General features: G+C 58.6%; 25 protein-coding genes. 21 read left to right on the top strand and 4 right to left on the bottom strand.

Annotated features, from left to right (window positions below):
* Nucleotides 1-96 precede the first annotated feature (96 nt).
* On the bottom strand, nucleotides 97-1,122 hold the full coding sequence (gene pspF, locus ACI2I1_RS06490) for a phage shock protein operon transcriptional activator (RefSeq protein ID WP_404678450.1): 1,026 nt from the start codon (nucleotides 1,120-1,122) through the stop codon (nucleotides 97-99).
* Nucleotides 1,123-1,278: 156 nt separating this feature from the next.
* Between pspF and ACI2I1_RS06485 the strand changes: the two genes are divergently transcribed.
* The 13 genes from ACI2I1_RS06485 to ACI2I1_RS06425 all read left to right on the top strand — a co-directional run bounded on the left by ACI2I1_RS06485 (nucleotide 1,279) and on the right by ACI2I1_RS06425 (nucleotide 5,935).
* Nucleotides 1,279-1,431, top strand: a complete 153-nt coding sequence (locus ACI2I1_RS06485) for a hypothetical protein (protein ID WP_221542140.1) — start codon at nucleotides 1,279-1,281, stop codon at nucleotides 1,429-1,431.
* A 110-nt stretch (nucleotides 1,432-1,541) separates the two neighbouring features.
* Nucleotides 1,542-2,333 carry a phage shock protein PspA gene (gene pspA / locus ACI2I1_RS06480; RefSeq protein WP_404679144.1) on the top strand — a complete coding sequence of 264 codons (792 nt, stop codon included), beginning with the start codon at nucleotides 1,542-1,544 and terminating at the stop codon, nucleotides 2,331-2,333.
* A 3-nt stretch (nucleotides 2,334-2,336) separates the two neighbouring features.
* On the top strand, nucleotides 2,337-2,633 hold the full coding sequence (pspB, locus tag ACI2I1_RS06475) for an envelope stress response membrane protein PspB (protein WP_221542142.1): 297 nt from the start codon (nucleotides 2,337-2,339) through the stop codon (nucleotides 2,631-2,633).
* Nucleotides 2,630-3,007, top strand: a complete 378-nt coding sequence (pspC, locus tag ACI2I1_RS06470) for an envelope stress response membrane protein PspC (protein WP_224811075.1) — start codon at nucleotides 2,630-2,632, stop codon at nucleotides 3,005-3,007. Before pspB ends, pspC begins: the two co-directional genes overlap by 4 nt.
* Before the next feature lie 26 nt (nucleotides 3,008-3,033).
* Nucleotides 3,034-3,342 carry a hypothetical protein gene (locus ACI2I1_RS06465; protein WP_404678449.1) on the top strand — a complete coding sequence of 103 codons (309 nt, stop codon included), beginning with the start codon at nucleotides 3,034-3,036 and terminating at the stop codon, nucleotides 3,340-3,342.
* The gene (locus tag ACI2I1_RS06460) at nucleotides 3,342-3,677 is read left to right on the top strand and encodes a hypothetical protein (protein ID WP_404678448.1); all 336 of its coding nucleotides are present in this window, start codon (nucleotides 3,342-3,344) and stop codon (nucleotides 3,675-3,677) included. Before ACI2I1_RS06465 ends, ACI2I1_RS06460 begins: the two co-directional genes overlap by 1 nt.
* Nucleotides 3,677-4,000: a hypothetical protein gene (locus ACI2I1_RS06455; RefSeq protein WP_404678447.1), complete on the top strand. Its 324-nt coding sequence runs from the start codon at nucleotides 3,677-3,679 to the stop codon at nucleotides 3,998-4,000. Before ACI2I1_RS06460 ends, ACI2I1_RS06455 begins: the two co-directional genes overlap by 1 nt.
* Complete coding sequence (locus ACI2I1_RS06450; protein WP_404678446.1) at nucleotides 4,000-4,314, top strand: hypothetical protein; 315 nt, start codon at nucleotides 4,000-4,002, stop codon at nucleotides 4,312-4,314. Before ACI2I1_RS06455 ends, ACI2I1_RS06450 begins: the two co-directional genes overlap by 1 nt.
* Nucleotides 4,311-4,589 carry a hypothetical protein gene (locus ACI2I1_RS06445; RefSeq protein WP_221542148.1) on the top strand — a complete coding sequence of 93 codons (279 nt, stop codon included), beginning with the start codon at nucleotides 4,311-4,313 and terminating at the stop codon, nucleotides 4,587-4,589. The genes ACI2I1_RS06450 and ACI2I1_RS06445 overlap by 4 nt, the downstream gene beginning before the upstream one ends.
* A 41-nt stretch (nucleotides 4,590-4,630) precedes the next feature.
* Nucleotides 4,631-4,867: a hypothetical protein gene (locus ACI2I1_RS06440; protein WP_221542149.1), complete on the top strand. Its 237-nt coding sequence runs from the start codon at nucleotides 4,631-4,633 to the stop codon at nucleotides 4,865-4,867.
* Nucleotides 4,868-4,945: 78 nt separating this feature from the next.
* A complete protein-coding gene (locus tag ACI2I1_RS06435; RefSeq protein ID WP_221542150.1) occupies nucleotides 4,946-5,353 on the top strand; it encodes a SufE family protein in 408 nt (135 codons plus the stop codon).
* Between the two features lies 1 nt (nucleotide 5,354).
* Complete coding sequence (locus ACI2I1_RS06430; RefSeq protein ID WP_221542151.1) at nucleotides 5,355-5,702, top strand: YbaN family protein; 348 nt, start codon at nucleotides 5,355-5,357, stop codon at nucleotides 5,700-5,702.
* A gap of 74 nt (nucleotides 5,703-5,776) precedes the next feature.
* Nucleotides 5,777-5,935, top strand: a complete 159-nt coding sequence (locus ACI2I1_RS06425) for a YqaE/Pmp3 family membrane protein (protein ID WP_221542152.1) — start codon at nucleotides 5,777-5,779, stop codon at nucleotides 5,933-5,935.
* A gap of 38 nt (nucleotides 5,936-5,973) precedes the next feature.
* Here ACI2I1_RS06425 and ACI2I1_RS06420 read toward each other — a convergent pair whose 3' ends face one another.
* The 3 genes from ACI2I1_RS06420 to ACI2I1_RS06410 form a co-directional block, all read right to left on the bottom strand.
* Nucleotides 5,974-6,474 carry a sterol desaturase family protein gene (locus tag ACI2I1_RS06420; protein ID WP_221542153.1) on the bottom strand — a complete coding sequence of 167 codons (501 nt, stop codon included), beginning with the start codon at nucleotides 6,472-6,474 and terminating at the stop codon, nucleotides 5,974-5,976.
* Nucleotides 6,471-7,127 carry a fatty acid desaturase gene (locus tag ACI2I1_RS06415; RefSeq protein WP_404679143.1) on the bottom strand — a complete coding sequence of 219 codons (657 nt, stop codon included), beginning with the start codon at nucleotides 7,125-7,127 and terminating at the stop codon, nucleotides 6,471-6,473. Before ACI2I1_RS06415 ends, ACI2I1_RS06420 begins: the two co-directional genes overlap by 4 nt.
* Nucleotides 7,128-7,284: 157 nt before the next feature.
* Complete coding sequence (locus ACI2I1_RS06410) at nucleotides 7,285-7,707, bottom strand: acyl-CoA thioesterase (RefSeq protein WP_404678445.1); 423 nt, start codon at nucleotides 7,705-7,707, stop codon at nucleotides 7,285-7,287.
* An 89-nt stretch (nucleotides 7,708-7,796) separates the two neighbouring features.
* On the opposite strand from ACI2I1_RS06410, the gene leuC reads away from it, so the two are divergent.
* From leuC to ACI2I1_RS06370, 8 genes are all read left to right on the top strand, one after another.
* Entirely contained in the window at nucleotides 7,797-9,233 is a 1,437-nt protein-coding gene (gene leuC / locus ACI2I1_RS06405) for a 3-isopropylmalate dehydratase large subunit (protein ID WP_404678444.1), read from the top strand.
* Between the two features lie 39 nt (nucleotides 9,234-9,272).
* Complete coding sequence (locus ACI2I1_RS06400; protein WP_404678443.1) at nucleotides 9,273-9,431, top strand: isopropylmalate isomerase; 159 nt, start codon at nucleotides 9,273-9,275, stop codon at nucleotides 9,429-9,431.
* Nucleotides 9,431-10,042: a 3-isopropylmalate dehydratase small subunit gene (gene leuD, locus ACI2I1_RS06395; protein WP_404678442.1), complete on the top strand. Its 612-nt coding sequence runs from the start codon at nucleotides 9,431-9,433 to the stop codon at nucleotides 10,040-10,042. Before ACI2I1_RS06400 ends, leuD begins: the two co-directional genes overlap by 1 nt.
* Entirely contained in the window at nucleotides 10,039-11,037 is a 999-nt protein-coding gene (locus ACI2I1_RS06390; RefSeq protein ID WP_404678441.1) for an NADPH:quinone oxidoreductase family protein, read from the top strand. The genes leuD and ACI2I1_RS06390 overlap by 4 nt, the downstream gene beginning before the upstream one ends.
* A gap of 70 nt (nucleotides 11,038-11,107) precedes the next feature.
* Complete coding sequence (locus ACI2I1_RS06385) at nucleotides 11,108-11,434, top strand: DUF1476 domain-containing protein (protein ID WP_221542160.1); 327 nt, start codon at nucleotides 11,108-11,110, stop codon at nucleotides 11,432-11,434.
* A gap of 4 nt (nucleotides 11,435-11,438) precedes the next feature.
* Nucleotides 11,439-11,672 (top strand): BolA/IbaG family iron-sulfur metabolism protein, encoded by a 234-nt coding sequence (locus tag ACI2I1_RS06380; protein ID WP_404678440.1) that lies wholly within the window; start codon nucleotides 11,439-11,441, stop codon nucleotides 11,670-11,672.
* A gap of 39 nt (nucleotides 11,673-11,711) precedes the next feature.
* Nucleotides 11,712-12,044 (top strand): Grx4 family monothiol glutaredoxin, encoded by a 333-nt coding sequence (gene grxD / locus ACI2I1_RS06375; protein ID WP_221542162.1) that lies wholly within the window; start codon nucleotides 11,712-11,714, stop codon nucleotides 12,042-12,044.
* A 275-nt stretch (nucleotides 12,045-12,319) separates the two neighbouring features.
* Nucleotides 12,320-13,102 (top strand): NUDIX hydrolase, encoded by a 783-nt coding sequence (locus tag ACI2I1_RS06370; RefSeq protein ID WP_404678439.1) that lies wholly within the window; start codon nucleotides 12,320-12,322, stop codon nucleotides 13,100-13,102.
* The last annotated feature ends 150 nt before the right edge of the window (nucleotides 13,103-13,252 follow it).

Genomic DNA, 13,252 nt, shown 5'->3' with positions numbered 1-13,252 from the left:
CCCGCAAAAAGGAGCTGGGACCCGGCGCCAAATCCAGTGCCTATCAGTAGGATACCTTACCTTCGGTGCCACTCGAGCTTCGCCGAGAACCAATGCTCACTCGGCGTCGGTTAGGCCGTGCTTCTTGATCGCATGCCGCAACTGGTCGTAGCTCAAGCCGAGCGCCTTTGCGGTCTGGCGCTGGTTCCATCTGTGTTTGCCCAGTGCGTGTTCGAGGATCGCCTTTTCGTGCGAATCGACCGCCGCTCGCAGATCATCGATCTCGTCAAGTTGCGGGGTGGCTTCTGGCGCCTCTGCACTATTCTCGGCTTTCTGGTGGGCTTTAATCGAAGGCATAGGCGCTGGCTTCCAGGGACTGTCGAACGGGTCGAACACCACATGACCGATTGGATTGGACCAGTCGTCCCAGCGGTAGACCGCACGCTCCACCACGTTACGCAACTCGCGAACGTTGCCGGGCCATGGATGATTTTCCAGTTGCTCCGCGACATGGTCCGCGAAGCCCGGCCAGGCTTCCCACCCCAGTTCCGCTCCCATGCGCCGACCGAAATAATCCGCCAGGACCTCAATATCTCCTTCGCGCACCCGCAAGGGTGGAAGAGTAATGACCTCAAAGCTCAGGCGATCGAGCAGGTCGGAGCGAAATTCGCCGCGACGAGCCTTGTGCGGAAGATCTTCATTGGTCGCAGCGACGATGCGCACATCCACTCTGATCGGACGCGATGACCCGATCCGGGTGACCTCCCCATACTCGACAGCGCGCAGCAGGCGCTCCTGAGCGCCCATGGAAAGCGTGCCCAGTTCATCAAGAAACAGCGTCCCCTTGTCCGCCTCCTCGAACCGGCCAATCCGCTGCTTCGTCGCGCCGGTGAACGCCCCCGCTTCGTGCCCGAAGAGTTCGGCTTCGATCAGCGTCTCCGGCAACGCGGCACAATTCATCGTCACCAGCGGCTCCCCCCACCGCGTGGACAAACGATGAAGACGCTCGGCGATCAATTCCTTGCCGGTCCCTCGCTCTCCGATGACGAGAACAGGCCTGCGCATTGGAGCGGCGCGGCTCGCCCTTTCGACCGCATCGAGAAAGGCCCCGGACTGTCCGATAAACTGATTTTCGCGCTCCATGGCCAACACATAGGAAATTTCACCAAGGCTTGGCAATAGTCACCAATCGAGGGTCAGGATGAGATCACAAATCCCGCTGTTTTCCGCCACAAACGGAATTTGGCACAGCCTTTGCTGAACAGTGAACAACAAGAAATCACGTCCAGGGAGGACACCATGTACGATCGCAAGTTCTTCAGCACGACCCTCGGCAAGGCCGCACTCGCCAGTGTAGCTATGATGGCCGCCTTCGTTGCCTTGAGTTCTCAGATCACAGTCGCCACCCCGATGCCGATGGTGGCATCGATCCAGCAGATGGAAATCGCGTGAGCAATCAGAAACACCCCCTTGGGCCGGAGCGCCTCGTCCCCGAAACCTCCGAGCCTCCCGCTCGGCAGAATAGCGCTTCGGCCCGCCCCGATCGGGTAACTCTTTCGCGTCTGGATAGTGAGGTTGAACGGCTCCGCCGATCGCCTACTCCGACGCAGGGCAAGCCGCGCAACCGGGGCACAGACTTTTTCTCCAGTGGAGCACCTTTAATGGGAATATTCAGCCGTACTCGCGATATCATCGCGGCCAATTTCAACGATATGCTCGACAAGGCGGACGATCCGCAGAAGATGATCCGCATGATCATCCTCGAAATGGAGGAAACCCTGGTGGAGGTCCGCGCCAGTGCCGCGCGCACGATTGCCGACCAAAAGGAAATGCACCGGCATACTGTGAAGCTGGACAAGCTGCAGAGCGACTGGGGCGAAAAGGCCCAGCTGGCCCTGTCCAAAGATCGCGAGGATCTGGCCCGCGCTGCTCTCGTCGAAAAGAAAAAGGCGGCCGACATGGCCGATCAGCTTAAGGAAGAAATCACCGTACTCGATGATGCTCTTCGCGCCTACGAGCAGGACATTCACAAGCTCCAGAACCGTCTGCGCGAAGCGCGCAGCCGCCAGACCGCCATCGCTGCGCGTCTCGAGAGTGCGGAAAACCGCGTGAAGCTGCGTAGCCTGATGACCGAAGAACGTGTGGACGATGCGCTGAGCCGGTTCGACCAGCTCGAACGCCGTGTCGATTATGCCGAAGGCAGAGCGGACGCACTGAGCATTTCGGACGGCGCCGGCAAACCCAGCCTGTCCGACGAGATCGCCGCGCTGGAAGGAGCCGATGCGATCGACGACGAGCTAGCGGAAATGAAGAAAGCGCTCGGTAAAAACGACAGCGCCGAGAAGGAGGGCTAAGCCATGGAAGAAGTATTTGCAGTCGTTGCGATTTTCATCGCCCTCCCGTGGATCGTCCTTCACTACATCACCAAGTGGAAGACTTCCGCCACCATTACCACCGATGACGAGGCCTTGCTCGAAGAGCTCTACAACCTCGCCAAACGTCTGGACGAACGCATGGATACGGTCGAGCGCCTGGTCGCTTCCGACAATCCTGACTTTCGCCCCGCCCGCCTGATCCACGATAGCGAACAGGATAACCAGCAACTGCGCGAATTAGAGCAGTTGATTGCCGAGAAAAAAGGAGTTCACCAGTGAACAGCCCCCGCACCACCCTCTATCGTGACAAGCAGAATGCGAAGTTGATGGGCGTTTGCTCGGGCATCGCGGACTATACCGGCGTCGACGCTTTCTGGGTTCGCCTCGGGTTTCTCGGCCTGACCTTCATGACCGGCGGATCGACGATCCCGTTCTACTTCCTGGCCGGCATCCTGCTCAACAAGAAGCCCGCCCATCTCTATTCGGAGCCTGACGAGCAGCGCTATTGGCAGCGCGTTCGACAGAGCCCGAAACGGACCGCTCGCGAAATCCGCGCCAAGATGAAGGACGTCGATCGCCGCCTGGCAGAAGTCGAAACGTTCTACGTCAGCAGCAATCCGCGCCTGAACGCTGAAATCGAACGGCTTCGCTGAGGCGCACGAAACAAGGGAAAACCATCATGAGTGACCTTGGAGTGCTCGTCCCGATCCTCGCGCTGACAATCCCGATCATAGCGATCTGGACAAGGCATCAGCAAAAGATTGCCGAAATGAACGTAGAAACCACCGCGAAAGCCACGGCAGAAAAAGCGGCGCAATATGCCAGCCACGTTCAGGACCTTGAGGATCGCGTCCGCGTGCTGGAGCGCATCGTGACCGACCGGGGCTACGATGTAGCCACTCAGATAGAGGCCCTGCGTGACCAGCGAGAGGTGGAGCAAAAGGAAAGCGGTTTACCTCTGGATTGCAAACACGGGGAGCGAGCATAATGGACTTTGGAGACGCCTCTTTTGTTATCGCCATCATCGCAGTCAGTACGGGCGGATGGCTGATCAACAACTGGATCCGCGCAAAGCACGGCTATTCCTTGGAAAACGAATGGGGCGGGATGACCGAGCCTTCGGATACCGCCGAAACCAAGCGTTTGCGCGCTGAAAACCGCGAACTGAACGAGAAGCTGGACACGATGCAGGATCGCATGGTGGTGCTGGAGAAAATCGTGACCGATCGCGGCTATTCGTTGCGCGAGGAGATCGAGGCACTGCGCGGTCGTCCCGAGGGAAATATCAATCCGGCAGGACTGCAAAGCAAGGAGCGCACGTAATGGAAAAGATTGCTTTACTTGAGGCTCTGGCGCCGATGATTGCGGTGGGCATCGTATCACTTTCCATTGGTTGGGTGACCACGACCTGGCTTCGCATCAGGAACGGCTATCCACTCGAAAGCGGGTGGGGGAAGCCACTCTACCCCAAAAGCCTCGAATCCGAAGAGCGGGTGAAACTGCTCACCCAGGAAAACGCCCAGCTTCGCGCCGAACTCGGTTCACTGAAGGACCGGCTTGGGAATGTTGAGCGCATCGTCACCGATAGTGGATATCAGCTTACCAGCGAAATCGAGTCCCTGCGTGCCAAGCAGGAGGCAAACTGATGGATCCCGACCTTACTCTCATCTTCGCGTTCATCCTCGCCATCGTCATGATGGTCCTGCCGTTCGCCTATTTCGTGAACCAGAGGGTGCAGGAGCACGAAGCACGCAAGCTGGAACTGAAGGCTCGCGTTGAAGAGGCGAAGGCAGAACAGCTGCGCTTTGCCAATGGCGATTATTCGAAGATGGAAGAACGCGTCCGGGTGCTCGAGCGGATCGCCACCGACAGCAACCATGCCCTGGCCTCGCAAATCGAAGAATTGCGCAGACTGGATAAAGTGGCAGCTGGTCCGCAGCTGGCGGAGCCTATCGAATGAATATCTGGACCGCGCTTATCGTGATCGTCGCCATCTGGGCGGTGGTCCAGATGTATACGTACCGACGCGATCGGATTGCGAACGTGAAGTACGACGAAGACGGCTATCCTCTTCCGGCGAAGGAGGATGAGGAGACAAGACAGGAAATCGACGAATTGCGCGAGCGCATTCGGGTGCTGGAGCGGATCGCCACCGATGGCAATTCCCTAGACGCGCAAGAAACCAAACGGATTTCCGCCGAGATCGAAGCCCTGCGTGACAAGCAGAGCGATTGAGGCGGTAGGGAAAGATACAGGTTCAAGGAGGACATGGGGAAATGTTCGAGCCGACACTCGTAATTGCAGCAGCAAGTCTGACTGGCATCGTTATTATTGCAGCGGCCCTGCTACGTGCATGGCAGGGCTGGCTGGAACTCAAGCGGCGCGAATTGGACGGCCATACCGCTCCGCGCGCGGAGGAAGGTTCCTCGATCGGCGCAGCCCGGATCGAGCTCGCCGACCTCAAGGAACGGATCAAGAAGCTGGAAGCAATCGCCAGCGGAGTTGATCTGTGAACCAATTTGTTTCCCATTCGTCCTGAACGTATCGTAGCGAAACCTACCATCCGATACATTGGTACGAACGGAGTTTGCGTGAGAAGTCTTGAAGATATCCAGGAAGAATATGAGTTTCTCGAAGGCGACGAGCGATATCGCCTGCTGATCGAACTGGGCCGCGAACTCGATCCCATGCCAGATGCTCTCAAGACCGATGCCACCCTCGTTCGCGGGTGCTCGGCAAGCGTATGGGTTTATCCGACCGGTGAGGCGGACGAGCTTCACTTCTTGGCGGATAGCAATGCCGCCATCACCAAGGGTATCGTCGCGCTCGTGATTGCTGCGGTCCAGGACAAGCCCGGCGAGACGATCGCCGCCATGGACATCCACCAGGCGCTGGCACCTTTCGATCTCAAGAACCAACTGTCGAGCAATCGCACACAGGGCGTCCCGAACATGATCGCACTGGTCCAGGAACACGCGTCACGCATAGCGACGGGCTGACATGCGTCATCTGTACCGTATTCTGGGATATCTGGCGGTGGCGCTCGGCGCGATCGGCGCGGTGCTCCCGATCATGCCGACGGTACCCTTCCTGCTGCTGGCAGTCTATTTCTTCGCCCGTTCAAGCCCCGAACTTGAACAAAAGATACTCGACCACCCGCATTGGGGGCCGCAGGTAAAAGATTGGCGTGAACGCCGCGCGATCAGCCGCTCCTCGAAAACGATTGCAATCGGAGCGATGGCAACCGGTTCCGTGTTCACATATTTCACCCTTGGTCATCCATGGTATCTGATATCCATCGCGATCCTGGTGATCGCAGGAAGCTGGATTGCGACACGAAATGAATAACTTCTGAGGAACGAGCGCGTCGATCGACCATTGGTGAGGCGGACGACGGGAGGGCGAACCAGAGGACATTCTACATGGCAATTCTGATACTTATCGCGACCATTCTCTTGCCCCCGCTCGGCGTCGCCGCCAAGCATGGGCTGGGAAAGACCGCATTGATCAACCTCGTGCTCACGCTGTTGGGATTCATTCCCGGGCTAATCCACGGATTGTTCGTGAACTACGCCCGCTAAGAACGAAAATCAGATTTTTTGCAGAGAGCGCCGGGGCCTCAGGCTCCGGCGCTTTCGCGTACCACGGCTTCACCTGCTTCGCGTTGCCGGCGCAATTCGGCTTTCAGTTTTGCCGGATCCTGCGCAAACACGAATCCGAAGCTGACGCCGCCTTCCTTGCCGATAGTCGCATGATGAAGCTTATGCGCTTGGACCAGCCGCTTGGCATACCCCTTTTTCGGAACCCAGCGAAAATAACGCTGATGGACCAGCCCGTCATGAACGAAGGTGTAGATCAGCCCGTAGCAGGTTATTCCAAACGCAATCCACCAGAGCAAGTCCGACCATACATAACCGATGGCAAACATGGCGAACACGATCGTCCCGAAGGTCACGGCGTAAAGATCGTTTTTCTCGAAGATATTATCGTGCGGCTCGTGGTGATCCCGATGCCAGCCCCAACCCCAGCCATGCATGACGTATTTATGCGCCCACCAGGCGAATACCTCCATGCCAAGGATGGAAAGAAAAACGGTGAGTAAGATGGCTGGAACGGTCATGCTGTCACTTGTTCGTCGCGGGATGCCTGCCGACGCGCCGCCGGCAAATGCCACCATGGTACATTGGGTGCCAGGTGATGTTCGTGGTGATAGCCGAAATGAAAGCAGGTGGCGAGAGATGCCGCGGTTCCGAAATTGTCGGAGCGGGCGTTGTGCCGGTCAGCGAAGCCATCTTCTCCATGCCGGTGGGGGCGAAAAGTCCCGAAATAGAAAAGCTGCATAGACGATGCGATGGCAGGCATACCGTATAACAGAACAATCTTCTCGACCGGAACGCCGAAGGCAAGCCAGTACGTCAGCACGACGGTGAAAACGAAAACAACCGACTGCCAACCGAAATAACGTTTCAGGAATTGGCCGTACCAAGGCCAGAAGTGCGATGGGTGATCTGCGCTGAAGTCAGGATCATCCGGGCTACCCGGCACGCGGTGATGGGCGAAATGGGCATCGCGCATCCGCCGCCAGGAAAAGCCCGCGTAGATGAAAAGCAAAAGGCCCCCGATCATATCGTTCACCCGACCGCCGCGGGGCACCAGCGAGCCATGCATCGCATCGTGGCTGACTATGAAAAGACCAACCGACAGCCAGCATTGGAGCAAGGCCATGGCCAAGGCCAGCGGAAGGCTTGCCCAGCGAAGCTCGAAAACGAACATGGCATAAGCGTGCAGGCAGGCCCACGCGGCGACGATCGCTAACGCCAGGACAAGACCAGTCGCTGCCTGTCGGCGGGCCGAAAGCGGCAATTTCGAAACCTGATTTCTTTCCCGCATACGGTCTATATAGGTTGCCGGGCGGCCCAGCGCAAAAGACTTAGTCTGCGGCGACCCCGCTCTTGCGACAAATCCCGAAATATTTTTCCGCTACATCGGCACTGATGCGCGCGGGGCGATGACTGTCGGCATCGAGGCAGCACCACATGCTTTTCACTTCTGCCAGGACATCTTCGCCGCGGCGAATCACCGTGTTGTAGAAGCTGCGCGCGCCTTTTATCTTTTCCAGCACCGTTTCCGCGATCACCTCGTCATCTAGGAACGCTGGTTTGCGATAGGTTATCTCGTGCTTGAGCGCGACCCATGCCTTGCTGGCGACTTCGTCCGCCGGCGCGAGCTTTTGCCAGTGCGCCAGTACCGTGTCCTGCACCCAGTTCAGGTAGCGCGCATTGTTCACGTGCCCCATGAAATCGATATCGCCGGGAAGGACCTTGATCGAGAAGCTGAATGGCTTTGCTGACATGAATGTAAGTAAAGCACAGAAAGGTTAAGTTTGGAAGACTCTGGATTTGCCTTTTTGCTCCCGGCGCGATCCGGGACCACAACGATGGCATGGCTAGCAAACCACGGACACTCTACGAGAAAATTTGGGACGCTCATGTCGTCGAACGGCATGACGACGGCACCTGCCTGGTCTATATCGACCGTCACCTCGTACACGAGGTGACAAGTCCGCAGGCGTTCGAGGCGCTCCGCCTTGCAGGCCGCACAGTCCGCCGTCCCGATCTCACGCTCGCTGTCCCCGATCACAATCTGCCCACGACCGCCCGAACTGACGAGGCCGGGCAGCGGCTGCCGATCGAAGATCGGCAGAGCGCCGCGCAACTCGCCGCGCTGGAGCGAAACGCGCCTTCTTTCGGCATCGACTACATCGACGCTGTCGCGCCTGAACAGGGCATCGTACATGTGGTCGGGCCCGAACAGGGGTTCTCCCTTCCGGGGACGACAATCGTGTGCGGGGACAGCCATACAGCCGCGCATGGCGGTATTGGCGCCCTCGCCTTCGGCATCGGCACGAGCGAAGTCGAGCATGTCCTGGCGACCCAGACGCTGCTGCTACGCCCCAGCAAGACGATGGAAGTCCGGGTCGAAGGCGCGCTCGGACCCGGGGTCACACCCAAGGATCTCATTCTCCATATTATCGGAGTGATCGGAACCGCCGGAGGCACGGGACATGTCATCGAATATCGCGGCGAGGTCTTCGAGAGAATGAGCGTCGAAGGCCGACTTACCGTTTGCAATATGAGCATTGAGGGCGGCGCGCGGGCAGGCCTCATAGCGCCCGATGACACGGTATTGGCCTATCTGAAAGGCCGTCCTTATTCGCCCACTGGCGAGGCTTGGGAAAAAGCGATCGACTGGTGGCGCTCCCTCGCGACCGATGACGGTGCGCGATTTGACAAGAGTGTCGTCATCGACGCGTCGGAGATCGAGCCTACCGTCAGCTGGGGGACCAGCCCCGAAGATGTCGTACCAATCGGCGGGAAAGTGCCCGCCCCCGAAAGCTTTGCCGACCAGGCCAAGAAGGACGCTGCGCGCAAAAGCCTCGATTACATGGGCCTCGAACCAGGCACGCCGATGGAATCGGTTCCCATCGAGAATATCTTCATAGGATCATGCACGAACAGCCGGATCGAGGATCTGCGTGCGGCCGCTGCAGTTCTGAAGGGCCGGACCAAGGCCGAGAATGTCCGCTGGGCGATTGCCGTGCCCGGATCAGGCTTGGTCAAGAGCCAGGCCGAAGAGGAAGGGCTCGATCGCATTTTCACGGACGCCGGTTTCGAATGGCGCGAGCCGGGTTGTTCAGCCTGCCTTGCGATGAATCCGGACAAGGTGCCCGCCGGCGAAAGATGCGCATCGACGTCGAACCGCAACTTTGTGGGGCGGCAGGGTCCCGGAGCGCGCACCCATCTGCTCAGTCCGGCGATGGCTGCAGCGGCTGCGGTGACAGGTCATCTGACCGACGTGCGCAAGCTCATGGGCACGTGACCCCTTGCCCTCACCCGCGCCAAATACCATGAGGGAAGCATGACGAAACTTCCCAACGGCAAGGCCGCAATCGCTGGGGCCATCGGCTCCGCCGCCATCGCTGCAGCGCTGCTTTATGCAAACAAGCGCCGCGAACGTAAGAACAAGCCCAATCAGCCGGGGAAAATTCCCTCGGGCGAGAATCCGGAGACCGATTGATGAAGCAGGTATCGACAATCCATGGCCGCGCCATTCCGCTCGGCCTGAAGAACGTCGATACCGATGTCATCATTCCTGCACACTGGCTTAAAACGGTAAGCCGCGAAGGACTTGGCCAAGGCGCTTTCGAGACTATTCGGCAAGCGCCCGGCAACCCCTTCGATGTCGAAGACTTTGCCAACGCCCCCATTCTCATCGCGGGCGACAATTTCGGCTGCGGCTCTAGCCGGGAACATGCCGCCTGGGCCATGTTGGACATGGGGCTCACTGCGGTGATCGCGCCCAGCTTTTCCGACATTTTTTCCGGCAATGCATTCAAGAACGGCATCCTCGCGGTCGAATTGCCGCAGGATCAGGTCGACCGCCTTCTCGAAGTGGCGAAGGATCATCCCATCACCGTCGATCTGGAAAATCAGGTCGTGACCACTCCCTTCCAGGACCGCTTCGCTTTCGACATCGATCCCTTTCGCAAGCATTGCCTTACCAACGGGCTTGATGAAATCGGTCTGACGTTGGAGCGTGATGCGGTCATCGAAGAACACGAAACAGAGCGTGCAGCCGGATTACCCTGGCTAGACGCGCCCCGAAAAAACCGGAGAGAACACGCATGAAATCAGTCCTGTCGAAAGAAACCGGCGGCCCCGAAACGCTCGTCGTCGAACAGATCGAAACTCCTGCTCCCGGAACGGGCGAAGTTCTGATCGATGTCGCCGCCTGCGCCATCAACTTCCCCGACACGCTGATTATCCGCGACATGTATCAGTTCAAGCCGCCCCGCCCCTTCGCGCCGGGCGGCGAGATATCCGGCACGATCGAACAGCTGGGTGAGCGCGTCGAAGGGTTTGCCGTTGGCGACCGGGTCATATGCGGACTGGGCAATGGCGGCTTGCAGGAAAAGGTCGTCGCCCCCGCGGCCAAGCTTTTCAAAGTTCCCGATGGCATCGACCTGGTTCAGGCTTCTGCACTCCTGATGACCTACGGGACGACGATCCATGGCCTAAAGGATCGCGGCGATATCAAGGAAGGCGAAACCGTGCTGATCCTTGGCGCTGCGGGCGGTGTGGGGCTGTCAGCAATCGAATTAGCGAAGGCCTATGGTTGCCGCGTGGTCGCCGCCGTGTCGACCGAAGAAAAGGCCGAGGTCGCACGCAATGCGGGCGCCGATGAGGTTGTGATCTATCCGCGCGCGCCGTTCGACAAGGATACCTCGAAAAAGCTGGCCAGCGATTTCAAGGAAGCGGTTGGGCCCAATGGCGCCGATATCGTGTACGACATCGTCGGCGGCGATTATTCAGAGCCCGCGCTCCGTTCGATCGCTTGGGAAGGCCGCTTCCTGGTTGTCGGTTTCCCGGCCGGTATCGCCAAGATGCCGCTAAACCTCACCCTCTTGAAAAGCTGCGACATTCGCGGCGTATTCTGGGGCGCATTCACAGCGCGCGAACCGGAGCGCAATAACGCCAACATCGCCGAATTGTTCGACCTTTGGAAGGCTGGCAAGATCAGTCCCTTGATCAGCGAAACCTATCCGATCGAACGCGCTCACGAAGCGATCACCAAGCTTGAGAACCGCGGCGCGATCGGAAAGCTCGTGGTCACGATGGAATAATCGCGCCTACATCCTTGCCGCTCGCGCGGAGCGTCCCTATTCGGATGGCAAATGCTTCAAGGGAAATGACATGACCGATTTCAAGGACCGCGAACGCGGCGAGGAAACCAAATTCGCGTTCGATCAGGAAAACGAATTCAAGATCGCCGCCCGCCGCAACCGGCTTCTCGGGGAATGGGCCGCCGAGAAGATGGGGCTCACTGCCGAGGAAACCGACGCTTACAAGAAAGCGGTCGTACAAGCCGATTTCGAAGAAGCGGGCGACGAAGATGTAGTGCGCAAGCTGCTGGGCGATCTGACCGCTGCCGAATGCGATGTGAGCGAAGCCGATATCCGTGCCAAGCTGGATGACTGCACCATTGAGGCGCGTCGCCAGTTCATGAGCGATCAGAAGTAATCCCATGCCGATGCCAGCCGAAGACATCGTCGCGTTGATCGAGGCCGCGCTTCCCGACGCGACAGTCGAGATGCGCGATCTAGCAGGCGATAACGATCACTGGGCAGCCAAGGTCATTGCTCCGCAATTCGCGGGAAAGACAAGGGTTGCGCAGCACAAGCTGGTTTACGAGGCGCTTGGTGAACGGATGGGCGGCGAACTCCACGCCTTGCAACTCACCACGCAAGCCCCCAACTGATCTTCAGACAAATTCAGCAATTCCAAAGGCAGGGCTCATATGTCCGACGTAAATTCGCGCATCTCTGACATCGTAAAGGAAAACGACGTCGTGCTCTTCATGAAAGGCACGCCGCTTTTTCCGCAATGCGGTTTTTCCAGCCGCGCGGTGGCCATTCTCGATCATTGCGGCGTCGCTTACGAGAGCGTCGATGTTCTGCAGGACATGGAAATCCGCCAGGGCATCAAGTCCTATTCCGACTGGCCGACCATTCCCCAGCTCTACGTCAAAGGTGAATTCCTCGGCGGCAGCGACATCATGATGGAAATGTTCGAAGCTGGCGAACTTAAGCAGCTTATGGATGAAAAGAACGTCGCCAAAGCCGAAAGCTGACGTCCCTTCATCGACTAAAAACAAAACCCGCCCGGGGGACTACCGGGCGGGTTTTTTATTGGGGAGGCGAGCGCTTAATGCTTGCTCGCCTCGAAGACTATCAGGGACGGATTTCATTATGCAGAGCCCGTGCCAGCTCGCGCCCATCCTCCGCCTTCCTGGCATTGCGATGGTTAACAAGAATGCCAGCACACGCTGACCTGTAAAAGATACCGGCAGGATGCGTCACTCTCCCCGCTTGGCAAGCGTCTCTGTTGGCGGCAGACTGCCAGACGATGACCAGTCCAAGAACCGATGATGCCGAAGGAATCCCCGCTGCCACAGTGATCGTGTTTCGCGATGCGCCGAGCGGCGGGCCGCCGGAAATCCTGATGACGATCCGGTCCAGAGAGCTTGTCTTCGCAGGGGGGATGGCCGTCTTTCCCGGCGGACGCGTCGATCCGAGCGATTATGAACTCGGCGCCATGATCGGCGGTCCGCTCGACCCCGAAGAGGCCGCTCATCAGATCGCCGTGGTCCGCGAAACGCTGGAGGAGACGGGCCTGGTCATCGGCCTGGCAGGCGAGATAGACTCCGACAAGGCCCGCCGCGCACGGTCCTACCTGCTTCAGACGGGAGATCTGGCAACTGTCCTGGATCATTTCGGCTGGGAACTCGATCTTGACCAGCTCACCCCCTTCGCGCGCTGGTTTCCGAAGAACGAGCGCCTGACGCGCCTGTTCGATACCCGGTTCTACATCGCCGATCTCGGGACGGGCGCAGTCGAGATCGAGGCGGACCTGGCGGAAAACACCCACCTTTTCTGGACCAGCGCCCAAGCCGCGCTGGACGCTGCGGAACGCGGCGACATCAAGGTCATCTTCCCTACCCGCCGCAATCTCGAACGCCTCGCCCAGTTCGGCAGTTTCTCCGCTGCGAAAGAGCAGGCCGAGCGGATACCCGTACGCACGATCATGCCTTTTACCGAAGAACGTGAGGGGACGAAGTGGCTGCGGATCGACGAAGACCTTGGCTATCCGATAACGGCAGAAGCGCTCGAAACGGTGATGAGGGGCTAGCGGACGGGATCACTGGACGCGTCTGGTACCGCTATCATTACCGTCTGACAGCGAGATCAGAGCAGCTTATCGTCTGTATGGTAGCTTTGCGGAATTAACCGCAATTGACAGCGCTCTTCTCGTTCAATAGCTAATGATAGCGCTCACATA

Origin of the sequence: Qipengyuania sp. NPDC077563 (assembly GCF_044901345.1) — a bacterium.
In the GTDB taxonomy this organism is placed as follows: Bacteria; Pseudomonadota; Alphaproteobacteria; order Sphingomonadales; family Sphingomonadaceae; genus Qipengyuania; species Qipengyuania aestuarii.
This window is presented reverse-complemented; position numbering and strand designations above follow the sequence as displayed.

Excerpts from the sequence above, each read along its gene's own strand:
- pspF (WP_404678450.1), bottom strand. The coding sequence starts at position 1,122 with ATGGAGCGCGAAAATCAGTTTATCGGACAGTCCGGGGCCTTTCTCGAT.
- ACI2I1_RS06485 (WP_221542140.1), top strand. The coding sequence starts at position 1,279 with ATGTACGATCGCAAGTTCTTCAGCACGACCCTCGGCAAGGCCGCACTC.
- pspB (WP_221542142.1), top strand. The coding sequence starts at position 2,337 with ATGGAAGAAGTATTTGCAGTCGTTGCGATTTTCATCGCCCTCCCGTGG.
- ACI2I1_RS06465 (WP_404678449.1), top strand. The coding sequence starts at position 3,034 with ATGAGTGACCTTGGAGTGCTCGTCCCGATCCTCGCGCTGACAATCCCG.
- ACI2I1_RS06460 (WP_404678448.1), top strand. The coding sequence starts at position 3,342 with ATGGACTTTGGAGACGCCTCTTTTGTTATCGCCATCATCGCAGTCAGT.
- ACI2I1_RS06455 (WP_404678447.1), top strand. The coding sequence starts at position 3,677 with ATGGAAAAGATTGCTTTACTTGAGGCTCTGGCGCCGATGATTGCGGTG.
- ACI2I1_RS06450 (WP_404678446.1), top strand. The coding sequence starts at position 4,000 with ATGGATCCCGACCTTACTCTCATCTTCGCGTTCATCCTCGCCATCGTC.
- ACI2I1_RS06445 (WP_221542148.1), top strand. The coding sequence starts at position 4,311 with ATGAATATCTGGACCGCGCTTATCGTGATCGTCGCCATCTGGGCGGTG.
- ACI2I1_RS06440 (WP_221542149.1), top strand. The coding sequence starts at position 4,631 with ATGTTCGAGCCGACACTCGTAATTGCAGCAGCAAGTCTGACTGGCATC.
- ACI2I1_RS06430 (WP_221542151.1), top strand. The coding sequence starts at position 5,355 with ATGCGTCATCTGTACCGTATTCTGGGATATCTGGCGGTGGCGCTCGGC.
- ACI2I1_RS06425 (WP_221542152.1), top strand. The coding sequence starts at position 5,777 with ATGGCAATTCTGATACTTATCGCGACCATTCTCTTGCCCCCGCTCGGC.
- ACI2I1_RS06420 (WP_221542153.1), bottom strand. The coding sequence starts at position 6,474 with ATGACCGTTCCAGCCATCTTACTCACCGTTTTTCTTTCCATCCTTGGC.
- ACI2I1_RS06415 (WP_404679143.1), bottom strand. The coding sequence starts at position 7,127 with ATGTTCGTTTTCGAGCTTCGCTGGGCAAGCCTTCCGCTGGCCTTGGCC.
- ACI2I1_RS06410 (WP_404678445.1), bottom strand. The coding sequence starts at position 7,707 with ATGTCAGCAAAGCCATTCAGCTTCTCGATCAAGGTCCTTCCCGGCGAT.
- leuC (WP_404678444.1), top strand. The coding sequence starts at position 7,797 with ATGGCTAGCAAACCACGGACACTCTACGAGAAAATTTGGGACGCTCAT.
- ACI2I1_RS06400 (WP_404678443.1), top strand. The coding sequence starts at position 9,273 with ATGACGAAACTTCCCAACGGCAAGGCCGCAATCGCTGGGGCCATCGGC.
- leuD (WP_404678442.1), top strand. The coding sequence starts at position 9,431 with ATGAAGCAGGTATCGACAATCCATGGCCGCGCCATTCCGCTCGGCCTG.
- ACI2I1_RS06390 (WP_404678441.1), top strand. The coding sequence starts at position 10,039 with ATGAAATCAGTCCTGTCGAAAGAAACCGGCGGCCCCGAAACGCTCGTC.
- ACI2I1_RS06385 (WP_221542160.1), top strand. The coding sequence starts at position 11,108 with ATGACCGATTTCAAGGACCGCGAACGCGGCGAGGAAACCAAATTCGCG.
- ACI2I1_RS06380 (WP_404678440.1), top strand. The coding sequence starts at position 11,439 with ATGCCGATGCCAGCCGAAGACATCGTCGCGTTGATCGAGGCCGCGCTT.
- grxD (WP_221542162.1), top strand. The coding sequence starts at position 11,712 with ATGTCCGACGTAAATTCGCGCATCTCTGACATCGTAAAGGAAAACGAC.
- ACI2I1_RS06370 (WP_404678439.1), top strand. The coding sequence starts at position 12,320 with ATGACCAGTCCAAGAACCGATGATGCCGAAGGAATCCCCGCTGCCACA.